Annotated in this window: 26 protein-coding genes and 1 tRNA gene; 10 read left to right on the forward strand and 17 right to left on the reverse strand. The window is 52.5% G+C overall.

The genetic code is table 11. The features are described 5' to 3' along the window. On the forward strand, positions 1-380 hold a 380-nt coding region (locus AC16KF_RS18055), incomplete at its 5' end, for a 2,3-bisphosphoglycerate-dependent phosphoglycerate mutase (protein WP_484038756.1). 188 nt (positions 381-568) lie between these two features. Continuing rightward, positions 569-3,682 (forward strand): FAD-binding and (Fe-S)-binding domain-containing protein, encoded by a 3,114-nt coding sequence (locus AC16KF_RS18060; RefSeq protein ID WP_484038757.1) that lies wholly within the window; start codon positions 569-571, stop codon positions 3,680-3,682. A 39-nt stretch (positions 3,683-3,721) separates the two neighbouring features. Here AC16KF_RS18060 and AC16KF_RS18065 read toward each other — a convergent pair whose 3' ends face one another. Next, positions 3,722-4,105, reverse strand: coding sequence for a winged helix-turn-helix transcriptional regulator (locus AC16KF_RS18065; protein WP_484038758.1), 384 nt, complete (start codon positions 4,103-4,105; stop codon positions 3,722-3,724). 91 nt (positions 4,106-4,196) lie between these two features. Between AC16KF_RS18065 and AC16KF_RS18070 the strand changes: the two genes are divergently transcribed. The 7 genes from AC16KF_RS18070 (at position 4,197) to AC16KF_RS18100 (ending at position 10,412) form a co-directional block, all read left to right on the forward strand. Further along, complete coding sequence (locus tag AC16KF_RS18070) at positions 4,197-4,835, forward strand: NAD(P)-dependent oxidoreductase (RefSeq protein ID WP_484038759.1); 639 nt, start codon at positions 4,197-4,199, stop codon at positions 4,833-4,835. Positions 4,836-4,851: 16 nt separating this feature from the next. Next, positions 4,852-5,298 (forward strand): cupin domain-containing protein, encoded by a 447-nt coding sequence (locus AC16KF_RS18075; RefSeq protein WP_484038760.1) that lies wholly within the window; start codon positions 4,852-4,854, stop codon positions 5,296-5,298. A 301-nt stretch (positions 5,299-5,599) separates the two neighbouring features. Continuing rightward, positions 5,600-6,079, forward strand: a complete 480-nt coding sequence (locus AC16KF_RS18080) for a GNAT family N-acetyltransferase (protein WP_484038761.1) — start codon at positions 5,600-5,602, stop codon at positions 6,077-6,079. 16 nt (positions 6,080-6,095) lie between these two features. Next, the gene (locus AC16KF_RS18085; protein ID WP_484038762.1) at positions 6,096-6,386 is read left to right on the forward strand and encodes a hypothetical protein; all 291 of its coding nucleotides are present in this window, start codon (positions 6,096-6,098) and stop codon (positions 6,384-6,386) included. Positions 6,387-6,555: 169 nt separating this feature from the next. Beyond that, entirely contained in the window at positions 6,556-7,974 is a 1,419-nt protein-coding gene (locus AC16KF_RS18090; protein ID WP_484038763.1) for an MBOAT family O-acyltransferase, read from the forward strand. After that, on the forward strand, positions 7,975-8,991 hold the full coding sequence (locus AC16KF_RS18095) for an alginate O-acetyltransferase AlgX-related protein (RefSeq protein ID WP_484038764.1): 1,017 nt from the start codon (positions 7,975-7,977) through the stop codon (positions 8,989-8,991). A 764-nt stretch (positions 8,992-9,755) separates the two neighbouring features. Beyond that, positions 9,756-10,412, forward strand: a complete 657-nt coding sequence (locus AC16KF_RS18100; RefSeq protein ID WP_484038765.1) for a winged helix-turn-helix transcriptional regulator — start codon at positions 9,756-9,758, stop codon at positions 10,410-10,412. Here AC16KF_RS18100 and AC16KF_RS18105 read toward each other — a convergent pair. The 16 genes from AC16KF_RS18105 to AC16KF_RS18180 all read right to left on the reverse strand — a co-directional run bounded on the left by AC16KF_RS18105 (position 10,401) and on the right by AC16KF_RS18180 (position 25,206). Further along, positions 10,401-11,624: a DNA methyltransferase gene (locus AC16KF_RS18105; protein WP_484038766.1), complete on the reverse strand. Its 1,224-nt coding sequence runs from the start codon at positions 11,622-11,624 to the stop codon at positions 10,401-10,403. The two genes, AC16KF_RS18100 and AC16KF_RS18105, sit on opposite strands and share 12 nt — an antisense overlap. 3 nt (positions 11,625-11,627) lie before the next feature. After that, positions 11,628-12,668: a L,D-transpeptidase gene (locus tag AC16KF_RS18110; RefSeq protein WP_484038767.1), complete on the reverse strand. Its 1,041-nt coding sequence runs from the start codon at positions 12,666-12,668 to the stop codon at positions 11,628-11,630. A 255-nt stretch (positions 12,669-12,923) separates the two neighbouring features. Further along, on the reverse strand, positions 12,924-13,166 hold the full coding sequence (locus AC16KF_RS18115; RefSeq protein ID WP_484038768.1) for a hypothetical protein: 243 nt from the start codon (positions 13,164-13,166) through the stop codon (positions 12,924-12,926). 206 nt (positions 13,167-13,372) lie between these two features. Then, entirely contained in the window at positions 13,373-14,617 is a 1,245-nt protein-coding gene (locus AC16KF_RS18120; protein WP_484038769.1) for an MFS transporter, read from the reverse strand. Next, positions 14,617-15,438 (reverse strand): NAD+ synthase, encoded by an 822-nt coding sequence (locus AC16KF_RS18125; protein WP_484038770.1) that lies wholly within the window; start codon positions 15,436-15,438, stop codon positions 14,617-14,619. The genes AC16KF_RS18120 and AC16KF_RS18125 overlap by 1 nt, the downstream gene beginning before the upstream one ends. Further along, a complete protein-coding gene (locus AC16KF_RS18130; RefSeq protein ID WP_484038771.1) occupies positions 15,435-15,827 on the reverse strand; it encodes a PIN domain-containing protein in 393 nt (130 codons plus the stop codon). The genes AC16KF_RS18125 and AC16KF_RS18130 overlap by 4 nt, the downstream gene beginning before the upstream one ends. Next, on the reverse strand, positions 15,808-16,047 hold the full coding sequence (locus AC16KF_RS18135; protein ID WP_484038772.1) for an AbrB/MazE/SpoVT family DNA-binding domain-containing protein: 240 nt from the start codon (positions 16,045-16,047) through the stop codon (positions 15,808-15,810). Before AC16KF_RS18135 ends, AC16KF_RS18130 begins: the two co-directional genes overlap by 20 nt. 54 nt (positions 16,048-16,101) lie before the next feature. Continuing rightward, the gene (locus AC16KF_RS18140; protein ID WP_484038773.1) at positions 16,102-16,950 is read right to left on the reverse strand and encodes a nitrilase-related carbon-nitrogen hydrolase; all 849 of its coding nucleotides are present in this window, start codon (positions 16,948-16,950) and stop codon (positions 16,102-16,104) included. Positions 16,951-17,163: 213 nt separating this feature from the next. Continuing rightward, positions 17,164-19,278 (reverse strand): WD40 repeat domain-containing protein, encoded by a 2,115-nt coding sequence (locus AC16KF_RS18145; RefSeq protein ID WP_484038774.1) that lies wholly within the window; start codon positions 19,276-19,278, stop codon positions 17,164-17,166. Between the two features lie 196 nt (positions 19,279-19,474). Further along, positions 19,475-19,561 (reverse strand) — tRNA-Ser (locus AC16KF_RS18150). Positions 19,562-19,587: 26 nt separating this feature from the next. Beyond that, entirely contained in the window at positions 19,588-20,982 is a 1,395-nt protein-coding gene (locus AC16KF_RS18155) for an MBL fold metallo-hydrolase (protein WP_484038775.1), read from the reverse strand. Position 20,983: 1 nt separating this feature from the next. Beyond that, on the reverse strand, positions 20,984-22,108 hold the full coding sequence (locus tag AC16KF_RS18160) for a ribonuclease D (protein ID WP_484038776.1): 1,125 nt from the start codon (positions 22,106-22,108) through the stop codon (positions 20,984-20,986). Between the two features lie 22 nt (positions 22,109-22,130). Next, positions 22,131-23,165 carry an acyltransferase family protein gene (locus tag AC16KF_RS18165; protein WP_484038777.1) on the reverse strand — a complete coding sequence of 345 codons (1,035 nt, stop codon included), beginning with the start codon at positions 23,163-23,165 and terminating at the stop codon, positions 22,131-22,133. Next, on the reverse strand, positions 23,162-23,593 hold the full coding sequence (locus AC16KF_RS18170; RefSeq protein WP_484038778.1) for a GNAT family N-acetyltransferase: 432 nt from the start codon (positions 23,591-23,593) through the stop codon (positions 23,162-23,164). Before AC16KF_RS18170 ends, AC16KF_RS18165 begins: the two co-directional genes overlap by 4 nt. A gap of 99 nt (positions 23,594-23,692) precedes the next feature. Then, positions 23,693-24,586, reverse strand: coding sequence for an SPFH domain-containing protein (locus AC16KF_RS18175; protein ID WP_484038779.1), 894 nt, complete (start codon positions 24,584-24,586; stop codon positions 23,693-23,695). 26 nt (positions 24,587-24,612) lie between these two features. Then, positions 24,613-25,206, reverse strand: coding sequence for an NfeD family protein (locus AC16KF_RS18180; RefSeq protein WP_484038780.1), 594 nt, complete (start codon positions 25,204-25,206; stop codon positions 24,613-24,615). 137 nt (positions 25,207-25,343) lie between these two features. Between AC16KF_RS18180 and AC16KF_RS18185 the strand changes: the two genes are divergently transcribed. Next, positions 25,344-25,538, forward strand: a complete 195-nt coding sequence (locus AC16KF_RS18185; RefSeq protein WP_484038781.1) for a hypothetical protein — start codon at positions 25,344-25,346, stop codon at positions 25,536-25,538. Positions 25,539-25,571: the final 33 nt, after the last annotated feature.

Consider the following 25,571-nt stretch of genomic DNA (forward strand, 5'->3'; position numbering starts at 1 on the left):
CTCTTGAATTGACCGATGAGCGGCATCCGAAGTTCGATCCGCGTTACGCTTCTTTGACTTCCGAACAAATGCCCGCCACTGAGTCGCTGAAAATTACGTTGGATCGAGTCCTCCCGTATTGGCATGCGACGTTGAGTCCCGCGATCCAATCGGGCAGGCGCGTGATCGTCGCCGCGCATGGCAACAGCATCCGCGCGTTGGTGAAATATCTCGACAATATTTCGGATGGCGAGATCACCGAGCTGAACATCCCGACGGGCGTCCCGCTTGTGTATGAATTGGATAAAGATCTAAAGCCGATGAAGAATTATTATCTCGGCGACCCCGAGGAGGCGGCGAAGAAAGCCGCAGCGGTGGCGGGGCAGGGGAAGGCGAAGTAGTTTTAGCCACAGAGCCACAGAGAACACCGAGAAAAGAAATTTTGTGTAGGGGCGGAGCATTGCTCCGCCCCTACATTGTCAGTAGTTCACGAAAGTTCAGGCGACAGTTGTACTGTCGCCTGCCTTGACGCAGTGCAACTGCGTCAAGAACCGTTTTCGTGAACTACTGATTGTATTAAAATCATCTCATGCCCCTCCCGCGCGAATTTTTATACGAACTGCATAAACATTTCACTGGCGATATCCGCACCGATTCGGCTTCGCGGATTTTGTACAGCACCGACGCGAGCATCTATCAGATCGAGCCGCTGGGAGTTGTGATTCCGCGCAATCAGGAGGAGTTGCACGCGGCGGTTGAGTTGGCGGCGAAGTATAAGATTCCCATTTTGCCGCGCGGCGCAGGGACTTCGCTGGCGGGGCAGGCAGTTGGCGAGGCGTTGATCCTCGATTGCTCGCGCTGGTTGGACAAGATCGTAGAAATTAACCCCGAGGAAAAATTTGCCATCGTCGAGCCTGGCGTTGTTTTGTCTGACTTGAACAAAGCCGCCTCAAAACACGGACTGATGTTTGGTCCCGACCCTGCCTCTGCCGAACGCGCGACGATGGGCGGCGTCATCGCGAACAACGCAACGGGCGCGCATTCAATTGTCTACGGCATGAGCGCGGATCATATTTTGGAGGCGGAGGTGATTTTGGGGGATGGGAGTCTTGCGACGTGGGGAGAAGTGAATGAAAAGTTATCAGTGAAAAGTGACAAGTTATCAGTGAACAGTGAGCAGTCGCGGGTGGTTGGGGCGGTGTTCAAGATTCTTGAGAAGTACGCGGATGCGATAAAGCGCAGTTATCCAAAGACATGGCGAAATGCGATGGGGTATCGGTTGAATTATTTGTTGCCGTGGAGTCCGTCTGCGCCGCCACAATGGGATTCCGCTGATTATGGATTATCGTCTACGGTCTATCGTCCATCGTCTGACATCAATCTCGCTCGATTACTTGCAGGATCAGAGGGCACACTCGCGGTGATTCGCAAGATGAAAGTGAATCTCGTGTCGAAGCCGAAGCATACGATATTGGCGGTGCTTACTTACGCGAGCGCGGCGGAGGCGTGCGATGATGTGCCGCGTTTGCTGTCTCATAACCCATCCGCGATTGAGTTGATCCCCGATACGATCATCCGCGCGGCGCGGAGTTCGGCGGGATATGCGAGCGAGGCAAGTTGGATTCAAGGCGATCCTTCGTCTTCGCTCAGGACGCCTGCCGCGGTGTTGGTAGTTGAGTTCAGCGGTGGTGAGCCGAAAGAATTGTTGATGCGAGCGCGTGGTCTCGTTACACCGCAAAGCGCTTCGACTGCGGTCTTCGTCTCCGCTCCGCTTCGCTCAGACCTCCGCTCAGCGCGGAATGGCGAAAATATTTTCATCGCCGAATCGAAAGAAGATCAGGCGCGGATTTGGAATGTCCGCAAGATGGGACTGGGTCTGCTGGATTCGCAACCGCGCTCGGCGCGACCGATTGCGTTCATCGAGGACTGCGCGATTCCAGTCGAGCGGCTCGGCGAGTTTGTGCGCGAGGTGGAGAAAATTTTATCCGCGCACGATGTGGTTGGGAATATTTACGCCCACGCGTCGGCGGGATGTTTGCACATTCGTCCTGTGTTGGATTTGAAGACGACGCGCGGCGTGGAGAGTCTGCGCTTGATCAGCGAGGCGGTTCTTGCGCTGACGTTGAGCCTGGGCGGCGCGATGAGCAGTGAACACGGTGACGGTTTGGCGCGTTCCGAACATCTCGCGCGAGCATACGGCGCGGAGGTGATGGATGCGATGCGTCTGCTGAAAAACGCGGCGGACCCGAATCACATAATGAACCCAGGCAAGATCATTGATGCGCCGAAAATGGATGCGAATTTACGTTATGGAGTTGATTATCAAACGAAATCATGGAAACCAAATCTATCGTTTGCTCGTCAAGGCGGATTTGAACTTGCTGTTGAGCAATGCAACGGTCAAGGGGTGTGCAGGAAATCAACAGGCGTGATGTGTCCATCGTTTCAGGCGACAAGGGACGAGATGCACTCGACGAGGGGGAGGGCGAATTTGCTGCGTGCGCTGATCGCGCGACCACAGACGTTGGACGATGGACGATTTATGGTCAATGGTCTATCGTCCGATGTTTTCGAAGCGCTCGACTTGTGTTTGGCTTGCAAAGGCTGTAAAGCGGAATGTCCCAGCGGGGTGGATATGGCGAAGTTGAAGTACGAATTCGAGAATGAATATTACAAGACTCATCCCCGTCCGTTGCGGGATTATGTGTTCGGGTACTTTCACGTCGCGGCGAAGATGATGTCGTATGTCGCGCCGCTGGCGAATGGGTTGATGGAGTTCGCGTCGACGAAGAAGCTGATCGCGAAGGTGTTGGGGTTGGCGGAGGAACGTCCCTTACCGCAGATTTCAAGTCGAAGGGCGAAACTGCGAACCACGGAGACACTGAGTCACGGAGAAAAAATAATTTTCCTGCCCGATGTATTTTCCCGTTACATCGAACCTCAAGTGGAAGAAGCCGCGTTGGAGGTGTTGACGATGTGCGGATACGATGTCCGCGTGTTGCCGATCGTTGGCGCGGGGGCGTCTCTGCTCTCGAAGGGATTCGTGGATGCGGCGCGGCGTCACGCTAGAGAAATGTTGAGGTGGCTGAATCAGATCGACCCGTCGCGCGAAGCGTTTATCGTCGGGGTCGAGCCTCCCGAAATCTATCTTCTGAAAAATGATTACGCGGACTTGCTTCCCGAATCCAAAGAGGAAATTCGCGCGCGTGAGTCGAAAGTCTGGTTGTTGGATGAGTTCTTGTTGCGTTCATCGGAGTTTGGCGCTCTGCGCGTAGGCAGACTGGGGGATCAATTGGGAGGTGAAGGGAATCGAAATCGAAAAATAAAATTTCATCCGCATTGCCATCAGCGCGCGGAGGGATTGTCTGCCGATGGAATCGCAAGCGGCGCGAATGCCAGCGTGGAGTTGTTGCGCGCGTGCGGCTTCGACGTGGAGTTAAGCGACGCGGGCTGTTGCGGTATGGCAGGGACGTTTGGCTTCGAGACGGAGCATTATGAGGTTTCGATGAAGGTGTTTGAGATGGCGGTGAATAGAGGAATAGTGAGTAGAGGAGTAGAGAGTAGTGAGTGGAAAGTTTACACTGAGCCAAGTCGAAGTGTGGAAATCGCATCAACGGGCGCGGCGTGTCGGATGCAATTTCAGCATGGCGCGAATGTGGATGCGCGGCATCCGATCGAGTGGGTGAGGGATGCGTTGGTGTAGGGTATGTAAAAAACTGACGGGTCAAACCAGAGGGAAGGCTCACGAACTTCCGGGGCGTTGCGCGTCATAGATCAACTGCGCGTCAACCACTTCGTTGATGTTCATCTCCGCCCATTTGCGGATGGCGGCGATCGGCTCGCACAGCGTTTGCCCCAGCGGCGTGAGCGCATATTCCACGCGCGGCGGAATCTGCGCGTACACCGTGCGCGTCACCAGTCCGTCGCGTTCCAAATCGCGCAAAGTTTGCGTCAGCATCTTTTGCGAAATCCCCTCGATCTCGCGTTTCAATTCAGAGAAACGGCGCGGGCCGCCATCCAACAGCCCCACGATCAAAGTCGTCCATTTATCTGCGATGCGGTCTAACGCCAAACGGGTGGGGCAGGCTTTCTTATACACATTTCCATTTGTAATTCTGGTTTCCATGCGGTAAGTATATCACTCCAAAGTGCCTGCTTGCGATAAGAGTGTTAGTCTATTATAGTGACCAAAATTTATCACAAGGAGAGCAATAGATATGAAAATAGCCATCTTTGGCGCGACGGGGAACATCGGCAAGGTCATCACACAGGAAGCGCTGACGCGCGGTCATACCGTCACCGGGCTGGTTCGCCATCCTGAAAGCGGAGACGCCTCCCACCCCAACCTCACCTTTCACAAAGCCGACGTGCTGAACGCGGACAACGTCGCTGTTGCGGTAGCCGGTCACCACGCCGTTGTCAGCGCGTATGCGCCCGATTTTTCCGCGCCCGGCACATTGACAGACGCCGCCAACTCCCTGATGAAAGGGCTATCAGCCGCTCGAATGAATCGCCTGCTGATCGTGGGCGGAGCGGGAAGCTTGGAAGTGTCGCCCGGTCTTTTGTTAATGGATAGCCCCCAATTTCCACCGGACTGGAGACCGTTCGCCAGCGCGCACGGCGACGCGCTGAAAGCCTATCGCCAGAACACCACCCTGGATTGGACGTACTTCAGCCCAGCCGACAGAATCGCCCCCGGCAGTCGCACCGGCGTCTTCCGCATCGGCGACGATAACCGTCTGCTGGTGGACGCGCAGGGAAACAGCGCCATCTCCATCGAAGATTTTGCCGTTGCGCTGGTCAATGAAATCGAAACGCCGCGCTTCATCCGTAAGCGCGTCACTGTGGCGTACTAACATCGGAGAAAAAATCATGAGCGCAAAACACGTATTTTCCATGGCGGGCAAACGCCCCTCCTTCGAGGAGGACGGCGTGACGGACATGGAGCTCGTCGTCACAACGAAACAAAGCGAAAACCGCTACACCATCATGATCTCGCGCTGGCTGTCCACCTTTGAAGTGCCGCCGCATTTTCACAAAGATCACTCCGAAACTTTTTATGTGCTGGATGGTCAAGTGGAGTGGACGGTCGCAGGCGAGACCCGCATCCTCAGCGCGGGCGACGCGCTCTACGTCCCGCCGAACACCGTCCACAGCGTGAGAGTCGTAGGCGGCAAAGACAGCCGCAATATGCTCATTTACGAACCCGGCGGCTACGAAGATCAAGTGGACTTCAAGATGAACTACACAGCCGAAGAATTAAAAGACCCGGCAGTCAAAGACCGCATCCGCAAGATGAGCGATTTCAACGTGGTCTAGCGGCGTGTAAGAATCTGATTACCTCACAGAATGTTACTTGGGCACGGACAAGCGCGGATGCGCGCGGAAGTTTTCAACCTCTGCGTTCGTCCGCGTTTTTCTGCGTCTCGATTTTGAATTTGTAAGATAATCAGACCTATGGGCTGATTATCTTGCACCATGCCTGATGGACGCAGAAAACGCTGATTTCACTGATCTGAAAGAAAGAAAAATCTGCGTTTTCAGCGTGAATCTGCGTCCCAATTTTGAACGTGTAAAGTAATCGGCGCATAGGTATACTTCTAGCGAGACAGGAGCCTCCATGACCGATATGCTTGTAAAACTCTACGACCTGCCGGAGACGCTATCCACGTTTTCGAATCTTGTCGCGCCCGGCATCACGATCCGCAAACCGATCGGCACTGAAAAATCCCTCGCTGTGAAATGGGTGCGCGAACACTTCTATGATGGTTGGGCGACCGAGATGGAGGTTAGCTTCTCGCGCGCTCCCACATCCAGTTACATCGCCCAACACGGGCGCAACATGGTCGGCTTTGCCTGTTACGACACGGCGGCGTTGGGCTTGTTCGGTCCGATGGGCGTGCTTGAATCCATGCAAGGAAAGGGAATCGGCAAAGCGTTACTGCTGGCATGTCTCGTGGAAATGAAAATCAAAGGCTACGGGTATGCCATTGTCGGCTGGGCGGGTCCGCAGGAATTCTATACCAAAGTCGCTGGCGCAGTAGCAATCCCCGATTCGACGCCGGGGATTTGGAAAAATTGGCTGGGCGGTTCGGAATGATCGAAGGAAAGTCAAAATGGCAAAAGTCAAAATGATCGCAAAAGGACGTTCTGGCACGATCCAATACATCGAAGGCTCTTTGTTCAACAAAAGAACGTGCGAGTTCTACTGGGAGTTCGGCGGACCTGGAACGTTCGCCATCATCTGGTTTCCGAACACCGACGCGGAATGGGATAAGGCATACCCCTGGGCGGCGGGGCGGCGCATGGAGATCGTGAAGGAGATGGCGGAACAAATCCGCAAGCAAGAGTCGCCCTCGTCCACATTGAAATGGGAAGAGGGAACTGTGCTGTTGATCGGCAGATAAAAAACGAAACACGTCCGACTTCACTATTTCGACACAGCCGACGCGCAGTATCCCGAGAGGCGCGGGAAAATCATTAATGTCCGCGTGTTCCGTGAAACCTGCGTATCAAACAAGTGGTACCAAGATATACGACGCGAAACCCTCTCCGTTATAATTGCCGCGTTTCGCCATGAACTTCAACACCGCCCTCTTTCTATTTCTCTTCCTCCCGTTCTTCCTCATCGCCTATTTCGTTGCCCAACCGCGTTGGCGTCCCGCGCTGGGGATTCTCGCCAGCGGACTCTTCTACGCGTGGGGGAGCGCGGTCAATCTGGTTTTCATCGCCGCGTTGATTGTCGCTAATTACTCGCTCGCGCGTCTGTTCGCCTCCCGCTTCTCAAAATGGATTCTGCCTCTCGGTTTGCTCGTCAACGTCGGCGCGCTCGCCTTCTTCAAACTGTTCACCGCCTATCAATACGCGCTCTTTTTCGGACTGGAGAGATTCTTCCCCGCCCGTCTAACGACCCTGCTCGATTCGTTGACATTTCCCCTTGGCTTGTCCTTCATCAGTTTTCAACTCATTTCTTATCTCGTCGATGTTCGCAAAGGCGCGGTTCAACCCGAAAAGAATTTCATTGCTTTCGCGTTTTATGTGTTGATGTTCCCGAAATTGCTCGTCGGTCCCATTGTCCGCTATCGGAGCGTCGCCGCGCAGTTGCCCAACCCAACCATAGACTCGGATCAGATTGCAAACGGCATCCGTCGCTTCTTGAAAGGCTTCGCCAAAAAAATATTGATCGCCGACGCGCTCGGCGTCACCGTGGATGCGGTCTTCAACTTGCCAACGCCTGCGCTCACGCCCGCGTATGCGTGGCTGGGATTGGCTGGCTATACCCTGCAAATTTATTTCGATTTTTCAGGCTACACCGACATGGCGATCGGACTCGCCAGGATGATGGGCTTCCGCTTCGTCGAAAACTTCGACCTCCCCTACCTCGCGCAATCCATCGGCGATTTTTGGCGGCGCTGGCACATCTCGCTTTCCACGTGGTTCCGCGATTATGTTTTCTTCCCCCTCGAGCGCAAACGGATTCCCGTCATCGGTCAATCACTGAACATCCTCGTCGTCTTTTTGCTCACAGGTTTGTGGCATGGCGTCACGATCAACTTTGTGGCGTGGGGCTTGCTTCACGGCTTCTTCATCGCGCTTGAAAATCTTTTCCTCAACCGTTGGTTGCAAAAAACATTCCAGCCGGTCCGCCATCTCTACGCGCTGACGATTATTTTGTTCACATGGCTCGTCTTCCGCTCGCCGAGTCTTGAATACGCATTCCAATATCTGCGCGTGCTAGGCGGCATGGTTCAACCCCCATTCCCGCTTCCATTTCATGATACGAGCCCGCTCCCGTTGATCGAACCATCGTTCCTCCTTGCCCTGCTCGCGGGTCTGTTTCTTGCCCTGCCGTTTGGTTTTCATTTTCAAAAAGACGGGCGACACTCATTCGCGCGAACCCTCGCGAGCGACATTCTCATCATCGCCCTCTTCATTCTGTCCGTGGGCATGATGGCGGCGAACGGCTTCACCCCCGGCATCTACGAAGGATTTTAGATGACGCGTCATTATCCCAAACTACTCATCGCCATTTTTCTTGGGATGCTCCTCCTCCCCCTGCGGACTCTCGTCCTCGACCCCTACGCCATCGAGGAGAATTTCTATGCGCGCTCGCGCCTCATCGCGCTGACGTCCAACCTGCGTCTCACCCTCGGCGACCGCGTCTTCCCCAAGGTCCTCGTCGGCGACGACGGCTGGCTCGTCTACACCGCCGAGGGCGACCTCGATGTGTACCAGAAATCCGCATCGTTCACAGAGGAATCGCTGGCGCAATTTCAAGCCAACCTGGATTCGTTATCCTCAACCTATGCCGAACGCGGCATCACGCTGATTGTCGTTATCGTGCCGAGTAAAAATACCATTTACCCCGAGCGCGTGCCCGCCCAAATCCCACAGATTGGATCCCAATCGAAATTGGACCAAGTTGCCGCCTATCTTTCCACGCATGGCGAAACTCAGATTCTCGATCTTCGTCCAGCCCTTCTGCAAGCCAAAACCGAACGGGAAATTTACCTCGCCACCGACACGCATTGGAACGACTACGGCGCATATCTGGCGTATTCCCTGTTGATGGAGCGATTGAGCGAAACCCACCCGAATCTTTCCCCGCGCCCATTATCAGATTTCGCAGAGCAGGCGCTGGAGCCTGAGTCGCTCGACCTTGCCAACGTGATCGGCGTCACCTCGTTGACCGAGTCGAAACTCCGGCTCGCTCCCAAGTTTGACCTTGCCACTTCCTACAAAACCATCAACCTCGGCGGACGCAAATTGTTATTCTCCTATAACCCAGATGAGACCTTGCCGAATCTCGTTATCTATCATGACTCCTACTTTTTCAATGTCAACCCCATGCTGGGCGAACATTTCCACCACGGGATGTTCATCCAAAATTTTAGCGGCGGCGGGATCTGGAATTTATCGTGGGTGGACGAACAAAAACCCGATGTGGTTGTCATTGAATTTGCCGAACGATATCTGGACGACCTCTTCAAGTTCATCGACCCCAACCGGTAGGGTCGTTCCATGACTAACGATGTTAGGCAGTGGAAGTCAATTCAGTTCTCGTAATACGACATTGATGTCGCTCTTACGCAAGAACCGCCTATCGCGCGAGATGCTTTGCAGTCTTGCGCTGCGACCAATCCTTAGCTGGACTTTACCCAAAAGGTACGGTCAGGAAGGTGCGCGTAGAGGGAGAAAAGCGGTCAATGGGCCGAAGGCGCAGAACCTTTCGGATTTCAGGAAAAAAGGGCGCTGTCTGAAAATGGCGCAAGAGAATAAAATTTGTTTGACAACTGTCAGCCAAAGCAAGCCACTCACGGCAAAACTGCTGTCGGCAACAACTCCCAAAAAACGCCCGGGAAACCAGCGACGAACTTACAAGAGTATTTGGCGAGCCCATTCGCGCGGCCGTATCCCTATCAGGGGGTTATTTTGTTACTACCTACCTGAAAGTTTAATAAAATGGGACGCAGACACTTGCGCCGAGCGCCAGTGCGGTGTGAACGCTGAAAACGTTGATACAGATGAATTTTTCAGAATGGCTTGCAAAAAAAATCTGCGTCCATCTGCATTTTTCTGCGTCCAAAAACCAAACTGTCGGGTGGCTAGTTTTGTTACGAACCCTAAAGAACAAATTGCATCTTGATAAGATGACGAAGTTGTAGTTTAATCGGCGCTACCTTAAAAGACGAAACAACGGCTTTTGTTAAGATTAAGGTATAATGGCTTTGTAATTTTCAACCCATACGTTTGAAATTATCATCAGACTTATTCCAATGAAAAAAGCGACACTTCTCGTGATCGAAGGACGACATGCAGAAATCCCTTCTTTTGCAAACGACTTGCAAAAGAAGGGATTTGATATTCGTTCCTTTCAAAATGGAAGTCAAGCCGCATCCAAGCTCAAACAAATCAATCCTGTCGTAGTTGTCGTCAACGCCGCCTCCCTGCGAAGCACAGGCGTGCGCATTTGCCTTTCTCTGCGCAAGAAAGATCAAAAAGTCCCGATCATCCTCATCCTGGCAAAAGAGAAACCTGTCGACAAAAACCTCGCCGACGCCGTGCTTGCCCTCCCGTTCACCGCGCAAAAATTGGTAAACCGGGTCAAGGCGCTCATGCCCGGTGACGGCAACAATCTTGTCAGCGTAGGTCCGATCCGTCTCGATATCGAACACCGCAGGGTACGATGCCTCGGGAAAAGCACCAAGCTGACCCCCCGCTTGATCACCCTGCTTCACATTTTGATGGATAAACACGGCGAAGTCGTAGAGCGCGAATCGTTGTTCAAAAAAGTCTGGGAAACAAATTACACCGGCGACACGCGCACGTTGGATGTTCACATCTCATGGTTGCGCCGCGCCATCGAACTCGATCCCAATAACCCCAAATTCCTCAAGACCATTCGCGGTGTTGGCTATCGGCTAGACGTGTAGTTGATAGCAACGACCTTGTGCTGTGACGAATCGGACGCAAACCCTGCGACCGATTTTTATTTTTAACTCGCGCGACACCTCTCCGCTTCTGTTCGGACGGGAAGCCTGCGCCGCGCTTTTGAACGTTTCCCCATCCCAATTCGGATCAACCTCCCAATAGTCCACGCCGAGTTTTGTCTCCAGCGCGACTGAATGATCGGAAAGAGTTATTCTCGTGGTCGAAGTCGGCGGCGCGATTGAAAACGCCTCATTCGAATCATGCTCCAATGAAAAAGGCTGTGTCCCATTCGCGAGTCGTTTACGCGAAGCGTGAATTGCGCGGAACGATTCGTCGCAGGCAATGAATTTTCGCCCATGACGTTCGGCGATCACAGAGGTTGTCCCTGAACCGCAAAAGAAATCCGCAACGATATCGCCCGGATTCGAGGAGGCGAGAACAATCCTTTCCAACAAGGCTTCGGGCTTTTGTGTGGGATACCCCGTGCGCTCCTTATGCAGGCGCGCCACCACAGGAAAGTACCACCAATCTTCCGGCACTTTGCCGCGCGCTAAATTTGGAATTTTTCCAAAACCGGCTTTGCGCGACGACCCGAAGGTTTTCACCGTATTTTGATTGTAGGGTTCGCGAACGGCATCGGCATTGAAGGTGTACTCCCCGCTTTTGACGTAAGCCAGAATCGTGTCATGCTTGCGGTTAAAGGCTCGCTTGATCGGCGAGGGACCGTGATACGTCCAAATAATTTCATTCAGGAAATTCCCAGGTCCGAAAATTTCATCGAGCAGGAGGCGGGCATACGAATCGGCGTGCCAATCCAGATGGAGGTAAAGCGTTCCGTTAGGAGCGAGCAGTCTATGCATCAAAAAAAGGCGTTGGTAAAGAAAATCCAGATACGAATCTAAATCTTTCCACGAATCGTGATAGCCCTCCGCCAGTTTCCAGTTTTGCGGTTTGCGCGAATCCTCCCCCCTGCCTATACGCGCCAGGAACCTTTTATTCGTGAAAAAAGGCGGATCGGCATACACCAGATTGATTTTGCCTTCATAGCTTGAAAGAAGCGACGCCATCACCGTCAGATTATCGCCCCAAATTAACCGCTGAGCGGATTTTGCCGTTGGGTATCCGTTCCCGCCCGGGTAAATAATCGAATCGGCGACCAGTGATTCGGGTTTGGGAATTGCGAGTTGTTTGTCCCGCCAGATTAACTCAGGCATGGTCTAGTAGTAGATCCGCACCAGCGTGCCGAAACCGCGATTGTACGTTTTGCCGATCTGATGGTCCGGTTTTGCCCAACGGAACAACCATTTAGCCTCCTCGGTGCGCATGTTGATGCAACCGCGACTCATCGGCACGCCATAGTTTTCGTGCCAGTAGGTGCCGTGGAAGGCATGTCCTTTGTCTGTAAAAAAACACGTCCAGGGAACGCCGGGGAGTTCGTAATCGGTGAAATCTGCAAAAAGATTCCCGTTGCCCATGTGTTTATTGGGCATTTTATCCATGATGCGAAAATCTCCCGCCGGGGTTTTGGTGGGGATGCCATTCGCGTCGCGCGGACCATTTGGGATGCCCGAACAGATACTGGTCTTCAAAACCTGCTTGTCGTATTCGAACGCCGTCAGGGTTTGGGTCGTCAGGTTCACTTCGATGCGCTTTTGTTCGACGGGAATTTCTGGTGTGATTGGCGTCAATTCCTCAAGCGGAATTGGTCTCAAATGCATCGCGTCTACGTAGTAGGGGAAGCCCGTCAAATCGTCGTAGATGCGATACCACAGATCGCCGTTCGGACCAGGCTCGACCGCTTCGATCCAGTGAACAGAGCCGTAGTAGAGGCGGAATCCCAATTGTTGCCAGCCGAATGCCTGGCTGGTGCGCCAGGGCTGGGAATAGGGGACGGTAATCTCCGCTAGCCGCGGTGTGCCTTCCTCTATCGAAGTCAGCGTTTTGTTGAATAATATCTTTACTTTTTGGAGCCTTGCCCGATGGATATAGCCTCCCCACACACGATACCAGACCGGGTTATGTTCGGGTTCCTTAGCGACTACTTCGCCGAGGCTATGCAGCAGGTCGTCTCGATACCACGTGGAAACGATCGAGCTTTCGTCGCTGGGTTTTGAATACACACTCACCGATGTGGTCGCCACGCGAATCAGGTCGCTATCATCAAAATTGAACAAGACGCCTAACGCTGGAGAAAATGCGAAAGCGCCGAGGCTCGCGCCGCCTAGTTTGAGAAAATCGCGTCGTGAAATTTTTTGCATCGTAAAATTCTAATCGAAAACGCGGGTTTTTAAAATCCTCTCATTAAATTTTCAGGTCAGCTTGCAAGAGGTGTTAGCGTTTAGACGGGCTCAGGAAAACTACCCTTACGAACTTACCTGACGCAGAACGTCGCGAGGGTTTTCGCGAGTCAGATTTGGTTTTCATCTACCACTTCAGGATGGTGTAACCTCAGTTACGAAAGAAAAACTGCCCTCCGGGGCGGGGGGCAGTCGAGTTGCAGAATCAGGCAGAAATCAGGATTCGACCGTTTCCGGCACCATATCCTTCAGAAGGATTTCGAGCGCCATCGTGTGGGCGCATCGGTGATGGGTGACGAAAAATTCGCAATCGCAGGAATACGTGCCGCCGTCAAATTTCACCTGATGGTTGTTGTTATCGCCGTGAAAAGTAACCTCAAATTTATTGAAGAGGAACCGCTGGCGTTCCTCGGCGTACCTGTGCGCTTTCTCGCGTTTGCCGATCATTCCATAGTCCATTGTTCAATCTCCTTTCAGGGTTTGAAGTATGAAATAAAAAAGCACGCGAACACGTCGCGTGCTTTTGGGTGGTCTTTTGTTGCCTCGCAAACATCTGCTCGCATAGGGCATTTACCTCGTTACCCGCAGTATAGCCTCAATCAAAGTGCGAGTCAACACCAAAAAGGATGACGGCGGCAAATCGTATGGGAATCGCAAGGTAGCTGTCAATCGGCCGGCGCAGTCGCCAGAGTCGGCTCGTTTCCGTTATACGAAATGAGTTGGGGCCACTTCCAGATGATAAGCAACATCCCAACAATACACCCGATTCCGCCGCTGACAATGGCAAACGGAACGCCGAACAAGGATGCGGCAACGCCCGCTTCGACCTCCCCTAGCTGGGGACCGCCCATGAAGAAAATTTGATTCACGCTTGTCATCCTGCCGCGGATGTGGTCCGGGGTTTGGAGCTGGCGTATGGTATTGCGGATCACTGTGCTGACGGCATCTCCCACCCCGATGAACAACAACGCAACCATGGCGGGGATGAATGTTCTGCTCAATCCAAACCAAACCGTCGCCAGCCCGAACAGGGTCACTGCCGTGAGGAACAAGGGTCCTTGTTTTCTCAGTTCTTTGATCTGGGAAACGATTATGCCAGCCACAACAGAACCGATCGCCTGAGATGAGACCAGCCAGGCATACCCAGCCTTGCCTACGAACAGGATGTCGCGGGCAACGATGGGCAACATCGTGTTTGCGGAAGCGAAAAAGGTGGCAACAAAATCCATCATCATTGTGGAGAGGATCAACGGACGAGTGAAGATGAATTTCACGCCGTCCCACATGGAGCGAACGTTGACGCCGCCCGCGCGATTCAAATCTTGTTGAACGTTGCCCATGAAGAACAAGGCAAGGATGACGGCGAGGAAGGAAATTGAGTTGAACAGGTAGGCAAATCCCTGCCCGCCTTCAGGGATCACGCCAAATAACAACGGGCCGACGATCGCCCCGGTATTAAACGCCACCGAACTCATGCTGAATGCCGAGGGCAAATGTTCGCGAGAAACCAAATTGGGCACCATTGCCTGACGGGCAGGCAGATCGAATGCCATAGTCGCGGCTTGGATGGCTGTCAATAGGTAGATATGCCACACAGTAATTTGATTCGTAATCGTCAGGTAGGCAAGCGCCGCCGCCTGCAACGCCGCGATCGACTGGGTGAGGAGCAATATTTTTCGGCGGTTGTAATTATCTGCCACCGCGCCGCCGAGGATGGAAAAAATAAAAACAGGCAGGATACGCGCCAAACCGATGCCCCCCAGCGCCAGCGGATTCGGTTCGCCGGTCAATTCGCGGACGTGCCAATGGATCGCCGCAAACTGCATTTGCGAACCTGCCACAGATATCAGCAACCCCAGCCACAAGTAAAAAAACTTACGGTGAGTGAGAGCGGGCGGAAGATAAAACATCAAGTTCCCCAGTCGCGCAAATATAAAAAGTCGTATCCGATAGTTCGATTACTCAATTTGGCAATAGGCGGTTGCATCCGCTTGTATTGCATCCGTTGGATGCGCTTCACGACCCCGCTCACAAATTTTTCGTCAAAGCCCGCTTCCACACATTCTTGCGGACTGTAGCGATGGTCAACGAGAAGATATAACAGCCGATCCACCTCTTCATACGTGAAGCCTAGCTCCCCTTCATCGGTTTGACCGTCCCATAAATCGGCTGAAGGGGGTTTGTCAATAATAGGCGCGGGAATATTCAACGCGCGCGATAATTGACGTATCTGTGTCTTGTACAAATCTCCAATAGGATTCATCGCCGACGCCGCATCGCCAAACTGCGTGCTGTAGCCAAGCAGAATTTCGGTCTTGTTGCTCGTGCCAATAACTAACCCTTTGAAAACTTCGGATTGATCATACAAAACGATCATCCGTTCGCGCGCCATGATGTTGCCTTTGCGGAGTTTGGTAATCTCCGCGTCGTTGGCAAACAATGGGTCGACCATCTCTGTGATTTCGATGGTCTTGCTGGGAATTTCCAACTGTTCGATCAACAGTTCGGCATGAGCCAGCGAGTCGGGGTTGGATGATTTGTAGGGCATTCGCACCGCCAGCACATTCTCGCGTCCCAATGCTTCAACGGCGAGGACACACGATAAAGCCGAATCAAGACCGCCTGATAAGCCGATCACCGCGCGGGAGAATCCCACGCGGGTCACTTCGCTTTTGATGAAGCCTGTCAGGATTTGATGAGCGACATCGGTGTTGATAGTTAGATCAATCATGTTTTGTATGGGAGCGCTTCCATTTCCAACTGCCCCGCTAACTCGTCATATTCAGGATCTTTGTGGATAAGTATCGCCCCATATCGAATTGCAATTGCGGCGATCAGCGAATCGGCGAATGAGATCCGATTCGCCGCCTTCAATCGCGCCGCGGTCAATGTGGTCTGTTCATCGAACTGCCAGATAACAGGATAGCGTCGAAACGCGGCATGTCGTTGGTCTGCTATAGTCTGACCTTGTTCCTGTAAACTGATATAGTACAGTTCCATCAGGGAAATGAATGGCAAGATCACTTCCTCGTCAGCGAGAATATTTTCCACTCTATCGAATCCCTCTTCTGCTTCGAGATAAGCCATCAACGCCGAAGTATCAAGAACGTACTTTTTCATATTTATATTCCGCCCTACGCTCGGCAAGTAGTCGTTCCGTCAATTTGTGTCCCTTGCCGGAACCCCTCAGCGCTTTCACCGGATGGGCAGGAAGAAATACAACTCGAATCGTATTCCCATCATCGATCCAAGCCAGTGTATCTCCCTCTTTCAGTTTATATCGTTTTCGAATTTCTGCCGGAACTGCGGTTTGTCCGCGTTTTGTTAGAGTAGTTTCCATAATTAACCTCGTCGAAGATTATACAAGGCGTATTTGAATTTCACAAGTCAAACTCTATTTTTGCAGGATTCTCTGCAACTCCGAAACAGTTAGGTTTGTCCGTTCATCGCGCAAAAGCGGAAGCCGCGCGCGCGTGCGGCGCAACTGATTGAGGTCAAGTTCAGAAACGGTCAACGCTTCTTCAAAGTATGGACCCTGCGCGAGCAATTCGCCGTTCGGGTCGTTGATCGTTGCGCCGCCCCAAAATAGCAACCCGTCTTCAAAGCCGACACGGTTGCAATGCGCCACAAACGATGTGAACATGCTGGCATAGGCTTTGCTCACGCGCTCCACCCAACGAGCAGACTCGAGTTTTTCCTTGTCGGTCAGACCGCGCCCCGGCGAAGCGGATGAAAACAGCATAATGTCCGCGCCGTCGAGCCAGAGCAAATAAGGCGGCGAGGCGTGCCAGAAATCTTCGCAGATCAACATGCCGACCCGTCCGAAGCGCGTGTCGAAGGCGCGGACAGCATCCCCCCAGGCGAAGAACCGCCCTTCATCGAAGAGTCCATACGTTGGAAGATACACTTTATGATGAACGTGGATGGCGCGTCCGCCTGAAAGGTAGGCAGAGGCGATGTAGAAGCGGTGGCGCGAGTCTTCGTCCACGAATCCAACCACAATATCCAGGTCGCGAGATTCGTTGAGAAGATGCTTAAAAACAGGATCGCCATCCGTCGGCGTGTGCGCGACTGAGGCGACCAAATCCTGCAACACATATCCCGTTAGTGAAAGTTCGGGGAAGACAACTAAGTCCGCTTTTTGCGATTTTGCTTGTTGAATGAATTCAAGGTGCTTGTCGAGATTCGAATCGACATCCCCCAGTTTGGTGGCGATTTGCGCGAGCGCGAGGTTGAGTTTCATTGCGAGAATCTTACCATCAAACAGGGGAAACCCGAAAAGGTGAATTACCGGTTTCTGGGAATTTCCCTGGCTACGAATTTTTTGGACGCGGAATTCACGGACAACACGGTTTAACGCGGGTGTATAAATGGGTTTTCCATGAAATCCGCCCACCCCCGCGCAGAATCATGACAACTCCTTTTGAGCATACTACTTATCGGGTTTTGATCATGGTTACGGGATCCCTATCAAACGAGATGTGCCATCGCCCAGAACAACGATCAAGCCGGAGCCGTCGCGAGTAAAAGTTAGATCGACAGGCTGATAGTCGAATTCGAGGAGCGCCAGTTCTTCTCCGCGTTCAACGCTCCACAAGCGAATTCCACCAAAATTGTCTCCGCTGGCAATCATCTTATCGTCTGGCGATAATGCGAATGATATGAATTTCGGCTGAACTTTGTCGGTGAAAGGTAGATTAATTCGACGCAAAATAAAAGCATCTTCAAATCGCCAAACCTTAATCTGACTCGTTTGGTCCAACTGTAGTTTCGTGCCGGCATCCAGCGTAACGACAAAAGCGCCGTCGCTCGAAATGACGATTTCGATATTATTGCCGGAATAAAGACTCGCATCGCTCATTGCGAGTTTCTGCGGGGGATCGACCTGCCAGGTGGCAATACCTCCCGCCGCGCTGGTAATTAGAAACTTATCATCTTGAGTAAATCTCGCGGAAAGAATTTTGGGGTCCCATGGTATCCCGAGTTGCAGGCTGTTCGATTTTCCATTTTCAAGATTGACCAAATATTGCGCTGTATCACGCCATATCACCGCGTACCGAGAGGTGGAGCTAACGATAACGCCGTCGCAGTTGGGAATCGGCAATGCTTCAATCATCTTGGTTACATTGCCATGTTTATCAAGAATGTACAACCCTCCAGATTCGCACCAGGTAACGGACTGATTGGAAATATCAATATATGGGCTAGAAACGGCGTCAGGAATACTTAGGGGTTGCCTAATTCCTTCGGGAAATGTCAACCAATGAGACTCTCCCAATAAGCGAAATGCCTGATCGCCGATCATGCCAACCTGGGCGACTTTGAAATCATCCTCCTCGCCCCAAACGTTGGAGTAGTGACCCTGTTCCAAAAGGAAGTCTCCAATCTGCTCCAACTCTTCATCGCCGGATGTTCCGTTCAGTTTCTCCTTTTCGATCAGTTTACCTCCCGGTAGTTCTCGCACAATACGATATAAGTTCATTTCACTATCCGAGCCCAGAATCGTGATTGCACTGCCATCCTGCGACAGGTTGGTAGAATTGATTTCAACAAGGTCTGTGCCAAATCTCCCCATTTTTTCACCTGTGAGAACGTTCCACAACGTCAGGAAAAGATACGAGTCCTCCCTGGATAGCACAAGCAAGGTTTGGTCATCAGGCAGGTAGGCAGGCTGAACAAAATCGTAATATCGCCCCGCCTCGCTCAGCGAGATCAATTTCCCTTCCGGTAGACTCCAAAAAGATATTCGATTCGCATTGGTATATGATTCAAATTTGAAGACAGTCAGTGTCTCTCCATCGGGAGAATAGCTGAGTTGGTAGATCAAGCCAATATCGGTTTGCCACAAGGAGAAGGAATCATGCTTTAGGGCGAGGTATGGGGCTGGCTCTCCGATCCGGCGGAGTTCTACTGTGCCGTCCGCATATCCAACTGCAATTTCAGAACCATCGGGCGAAAATGCCATTCCGCCCACATAAAAAGGGAGGAGTTTATCGTCTTCGATTTTCTTGACGATATCCTCCGGGAACGAATGCGCATAGGTCGTAACTAGAGATTTACTTTCCAAATCCCAAATTTGGACATCGCCAGTTTTGAGACTCACCGCTAACAAATTTTCATTGTCCGATACGGCAAATTCATCCGCATCCGGCATAAAGGCAAGAACATAAGGAGGGGTCTCTTGATATAAATACACTCCAAGAGGGGTCTGGACAAGAAATTGCTCCGGGTTTCGTTCAAGTTGTCTGAGGCGTTGCACATCTCCGCGACCCCAACGATGTAACTCCTGGATGTCTTTTGCATTCTCCAAAGTAATTGGCTGTGTGGGCCATTGCAAGGGCGCGGTGGCCGGCAAAGCCAGAGAGTTATCGGGTAGCGACGGGGGAGCGTCAGGCAAAGCCGTAAGCGCAGGCAATGGAGTAGCCTGATGTTCGGGCGGTAGGATCGTTTCAGCGACGGTTGGCGTCGTATTTTGGGTTGGAGCAACAATGGCTTGAGGCGCGCAAGAAGTTGCAAGAGCGGCGAACACAATCAACTGAATGGAGATTCTTGTCAGGAGAGATTTGAGCATGGTTTCCTTCAATTTAATTAGGACTTACGCAGTTGAACCTGTTGCGCCGTAGTTGCACTGCGGCGGCGGCAGTACAACTGCCCGCCAACTGCGTAAGTCCTGCTACTATGACCATTTTATCTTCGACAGGATCGAAGCATATTCACAAGGCTGTTAAGAAAATACAGACCTGACTTTACCTGTCAGGTCTGTAAGGCGGGAAGGGAGGGATTCGAACCCTCGGTGGACCGGAGCCCACAACAGTTTTCGAGACTGTCCCATTCAACCACTCTGGCACCTTCCCGTATTTCGTGCGGCGGAGATTATAACTTATAATTCGGCGCTCTCGTGCATGTCGGGGTAAAAAACGTCGTGCATTCCCTGCGATGCGAGAATGTCCATGAATGGCGTGGCGGATTTTTCCTCGCCATGCACAAGAAATATCTTCCTGGCAGTCTTCTTGACTGTGGTCGCATACTTCACCAACAGATCCTGCCCCGCATGACCCGACAAGCCGCCGATCGTCGCCACTTCGGCTTTGACCGAATACGGTTCGCCGAAAATTTTGATCTGCTTCTCCCGGTCGGCGATTCGGCGCCCCAGCGTGTACGGCGCCTGCCACGAGACAATGCACACCGTATTTTTAGGGTCTTCGATATTATTGCGCAGATGATGCAGGATGCGCCCGGTTTCCGCCATGCCCGAAGCGGAGATGATCACCATCGGGTCGGTGCGCTTATTCAACGCTTTCGATTCCTCCACCGAGTGAACATACGTCAACATCTTGAAATTGAGCGCCGGGTGGCGCGCCTCTTCGATGAACTTGAGCGTCTCCGAGTCAAACACCTCGCGATGTCGCATGAAGATCTGCGACGCGTTCACCGCCAATGGACTATCCACAAAAACCGGCACATGCGGAACATCGCCGTCGTGCATCATCGTGTTTAGATGATAGACCAGTTCCTGCGTGCGCCCCACCGCAAACGCGGGGATGATCACTTTGCCGTTCCGCTTGATCGTCCGCCTCACCACATCGCGGAATTCGTCGAACGCGGCAGACGGGTCGTTGTGTTTCTTGTCGCCGTAGGTGCATTCCATCAACAAATAGTCAACAGGGTCAGGCATGACCGGGTCGCGCAACAACGGCAAACCGAATCGCCCAATATCGCCCGAAAACCAGAAGCGGGTTTTCTTCCCCTTTTCTTCGATCTCCAGTGAAACAGCGGCAGAACCGAGAATGTGTCCCGCTTCCACAAATTTCGCAATCACGCCGGGGATCGGCTCGAACGGCTGACCGTAATTCACGCCGCGGAACAAATCAGCCGCGTGTTGCGCATCCACCTCGGTATACAGCGGTTCGATCAACGGCTTGCCGCGTTCCAAATTTTTTCTGTTCACAAACTCCGCATCCGATTCTTGAATGCGGCCCGAGTCAGCCATCATCAACGTCGCCAAATCAACGGTTGCGAGAGTCGCGTAGATCGGGCCCTCATAACCCTTCTTGACAAAGTTCGGCAAATTGCCGCAATGATCAATATGCGCGTGAGACAAGATCACCGCGTCCACTGTGCGCGGGTCGTACATAAAGTTCAGGTTTCGAGAATAGGTTTCCTCTCTCCGCCCTTGATACAGCCCGCAATCCAGTAAGAGCCGATGCCCGTTAATCTCCAGCAAATGCTGGCTTCCCGTCACCGTGTGCGCCGCGCCATGAAAATGAATTTGCATTTCAGCCTCCGAATAAACCCAAAATTTGCATACCGTATAACTGGAATCGTCTCGGCGACTCTTTCATCGCTTCTTCGAGTTCGCCCAGGGTCTTTGGCGGATGCTCCGCAAACAGACCCAGATAGAGTTTAGGCAAGACGATATCCGACTCGACCTTCAACTCCTGCGCGACTTTCTTCCGCCACGCCTTCAACTTCTCGACCCGCCTCAACACCGCGTCACTCGGACGTTTAGGCTGGTCCAGTTTCACCAGCGGAGCCGCCGCCCCGCGCCTCGCCGCGGCAAGCATCTCTCCGCCCCACATGTGGATTTGCTTCGCGCTCAAACCGATATCCGCAAGATCAACGTCTTTCTCCGGCATTCGTTTCGCGATCTCCAGCAACAAGTTATCGTCAATCACTTTGAACGGCGGGCGGTCGAGTTTCTCGGCGATGTGATCGCGGCTGTGACACAATGCCGAAAGGACGGTCAACTCGCGCAGGCTCACGCCTTTCCGACTGCCGAATCGTTTCCATGACGAGCCGTTGAGTTTTTCTTTCGCGTCATCCACTTTGCATGCGCGCGCAAAATCTTCGAGAGCCAGCTCCCAGCGGTCTTTTTCGCGCAATTCCGTTTCCATCAAATCGCGCAGGATGAAGAGGTAGTGAGTATCTTGCCGGGCGTAAGCGATTTGAGCCAACGTGAGTGGTCTGGCGCCCCAATCCGCTTTTTGATAGCGTTTATCGATCTTCATTTGAAATTTTTCGGCGAGCAGTGTGTCTAACCCCACAGCGGGATACCCCAACACGCGCGCGGCTTGCATCGTGTCGAACAGGTTGCGAAACTCGAAGTCATAATCGCGCTTCAGACAGATCAAATCGTATTCCGAGGCGTGAAATATTTTCTCGATTTTTTTGTCGTTGAAGATCGGGGCAAGCGGGCGAAGGTCGGAAAAAGCGAACGGGTCAACCACGTAATCGTGCTTCGGCGTCGAAAACTGGATCAAACACACGCGCTCGCGATAGGCGTGCAGGCTGTTCGACTCGGTGTCCACCGCAATGCGCGGCTGTGACGATAAATCCGCCAGCATCTTGCGGAGCGATTGATCTGTGTTCACCCAAACAGGCGGGGCAAGGAATTCGGACATAAGGAACAACGGTATTGTAAACTCAAACCGCCGAATTAAGCCCCCGACTTTGGCGTTTGAATTTCCCCAACAGAAAATCATAAAATTGCTGGAGAAAATAACATACAACCAGCACAGTCAGCGACGACGGTAGCATCCTGAATAAGATCTGATTCTGCAATCCTTCTACAGGGAAGATACCTTCAAGGATTTTCCAGAATGGGCGATGAAATAAATACACAAAATAGGATGCGTATGAAATTCGAGTCACCCAACCCCACGGAGAGATAATCTCCAATTTTGCTACGACTGTAAATAGCAAGATGACATTCGAGGCGATGAACATGTAGGAAACGGCGATATAAAAAAGAGAAGCGGGGTCAGCCTCTGCGCGGAGGGCAAGCGAAAAGAGCCAAATCCCCAAGATAGCCAGAACGGTTTTTCCCATCATCCATTGCCCAGACAAAACGCCGCCAGACACATTCGGTTTTGCAAGAAGCAATCCCGTCAGGAATACAAAAAAATATTTAACGAAACGAACGTCCAGCAATTCAGTTGTTCGATGAAGGATGAGAGCAAGAATAAACACGACAACCGAAACGATGAGCAATGATCTTACTTTTGGAGCGACCTTCCACAATACAAGAAAAACCCCATAGAAGAGAAGGATCGCGCCAACATACCAAAGCGTGAGAAGCGGCTTTACCAAACTCGGCGAAAAAATGAATTGTAGTCCAGCCAGCCAGACCGCTACATCGAACTTTGACTTGAACCCAAAACCCAAGACAAAAACATACAAGGCAAATGCAATCAGGTAAGGCGGATAAATCTTGATCAACCGAGATCGGAGAAAGGCATGGACGTTTCCGCCCGACCTTTGCAGAGACAATTCCATGAAGTACCCTGAAATAAAAAAGAAGCATCCCAACAAGAACGCTTCCAGATAGGGAGACAACACCTGCAAAGTTTTTCCTGAAAATTCAAGGCTGTAAAACCCGCTGTGATGGATCAACAACAGCACAATGGAAATCGCTCGCGCAACCTCAAACTCAGGCAATCGTTTCACCGACGCGCTCACAACGTCTTCTCCATCACCAGCCCATCTTCGCCGTCGTTGTAATATTTTTTCCAGATGTCAATCGTGCGATAGCCTTCTTTTTCATACAACGCGATCGCCCCATGATTGGACGCGCGGACGGTCAACTTCATGTTCGGCGCTTTGACTTGCGCTTCGCACGCCAGCAGTAACGCCCGCCCCACGCCGCGTCGCTGGAAGCGTGGATGAACCGCAATGGTGGAGATCCAAGCCGCCCCTTGAGAAGGACGCGTGTCGCCCGCCACGAATCCGATCATGTTGCCGTTGTCCATCGCCTTGAGTCGAACCACATCGGGCCATGAAAGAACGGCGATCAGGTCGAACAGCGACCACGCGTCTTTGTCAAAACAAGCATGTTCGAGTTTGCGGAGCGAGTTGAGATCGAGGATGCCTGCGGGAAGGATTTCCATGGGAGCGTTTTCTAAAAAAGAAAGTAGAAAGTGGAAAGACGCAACTCCACTTTCTACTTTCACATTTCTACATGCGAGCGTGACTGTCTATCTACCCGCCTACTTCTTCCCCAGGAAGTTATCCAACATACTCGTGAACTCCATCGGGAAGATGTACTTCGTGGAGGGGCTTGCGCCGATGGACTTGAGCGTTTCAAAATATTGAAGCGTCATCGTCTTCTGGTCAACGGCTTTCGCGGCGTTGAAGATCTGCTCGAGGGCTTGGGCAAACCCTTCGGCGCGCAACAACTGGGCGGCTCGTTCGCCTTCCGCCGCAAGGATGGCGGATTGCTTCTGACCTTCGGCGCGCAGGATGTTCGACTGCTTCTCGCCTTCCGCCACGTTGACGGCCGCTTCGCGCGTGCCTGTGGATTCGGTCACTACGGCGCGGCGGATACGCTCTGCCGACATCTGCCGGTTCATCGCATCCTGCACGTCGCGCGGCGGGATGATCTCGCGGATTTCGACGTTGGTCACTTTGACGCCCCAGCGTTCGGTCACTTCATCGAGACGCGTGCGGAGCATATTGTTGATATGTTCGCGTTCCGAAAGCACGTCGTCCAATGGGATACCGCCGATGACCGCGCGCAATGTGGTTGCCGCGATACCGGCCGCGGCCGATTCAAAGTTGCCGACCTGCAACACCGATTCGGCGGGGTCGAGCACTTTGTAGTACCACAGGAAGTCGATCGAGATCGGCGCGTTATCTTTCGTGATCGAGGTCTGGTGAGGCACCTCGCGCACTTGTTCGCGCAGGTCCACTTTGACGGCGCGGTCGATCACGGGGATTAACAACACGATGCCTGGTCCTTTCGGTCCGACACTGCGACCCAAACGGAAGACAACGAGACGTTGATATTCCGGAACGATCCGTATGGCATTGGCTAGGAAGACCAAGCCGATGACGAGGATCGCGCCAACTAAACATACGGCGCTGCTGGTAAGTAATTCCATAGTAGTTACTCCTTTGTGATGATTATTTATTCCTGCTTTTCAACAACAACGACAAACCCATCGCGCCGAACGACGCGAATCTTGCTCCCCGCCTTGATCTTACTCTCGCTGCGAGCCGACCACAACTCTTTGCCGACTTGCACGCTTCCCTCCTCGTGGATGTCTGTCCGCGCTTCACCTTCCAAGCCGATCAACGCTCCCAGATCATGCGTCGGCGTGACAAATGAGGCTTCCATCGCTTTGCGCGTGGCGATCCATACAAACCCGGCAGTCAGCGCGGAAGCGATCACCGCCACGAGCGGATTCACCGCCGGCAAACCGCCCTCGCGCGCAAACATAAACACCGAGCCGACGATCAGCAAAAGGATCGAAAGCGCGAGCGCCCATTCACGTTTCGGTTTTTGAAGCGCGTACACAAATGGCACGATACCCAAACCGATCACGATCAGCGCCCAAACATTGATGGACAGATTGTAGATGGCATAGCCTGCCAGCGCGAAGCAGAAGAACGCGCCGATCTCAAAGAACCCCGTGCCCGGCGTGGCGATAGCCATCAGCGCAAGAAATACTCCGCCTAGCAAAAAGAGATACGCGACATCGGGATCAAGTAGAAACTCCATGACTCCTCCATTTCATTATACAGCAAGATAGCGGTTTTGATTATTCTACGCAGCCTGGGCTGGCGCGTTGCGCAATTTCACGCTGGAATCGTTCTAGGTTAGAATAACCCTATACCAGATGCAAGGAGAAATATGCCGTGCCGACCTTTGAAGTTGGACTCGCCCGTTATTTTGCCGTCACAATTGAAGCCCAAACCCTCGAAGAAGCGTTAAAATTATCAGAGTTTTTTCTTGGGAATTGCAACGACTCATCCTCTGAAGAAGAGAGACAGGAATACAAGTTCCAAATTAAAGAAATTAAAATGGCTCAAAACGAGGCTTTTCAGCTTTAAAAAGGCCGATTCCGCATCGTGGCCAGAACTTAC

The organism is Candidatus Defluviilinea gracilis (assembly GCF_057138825.1).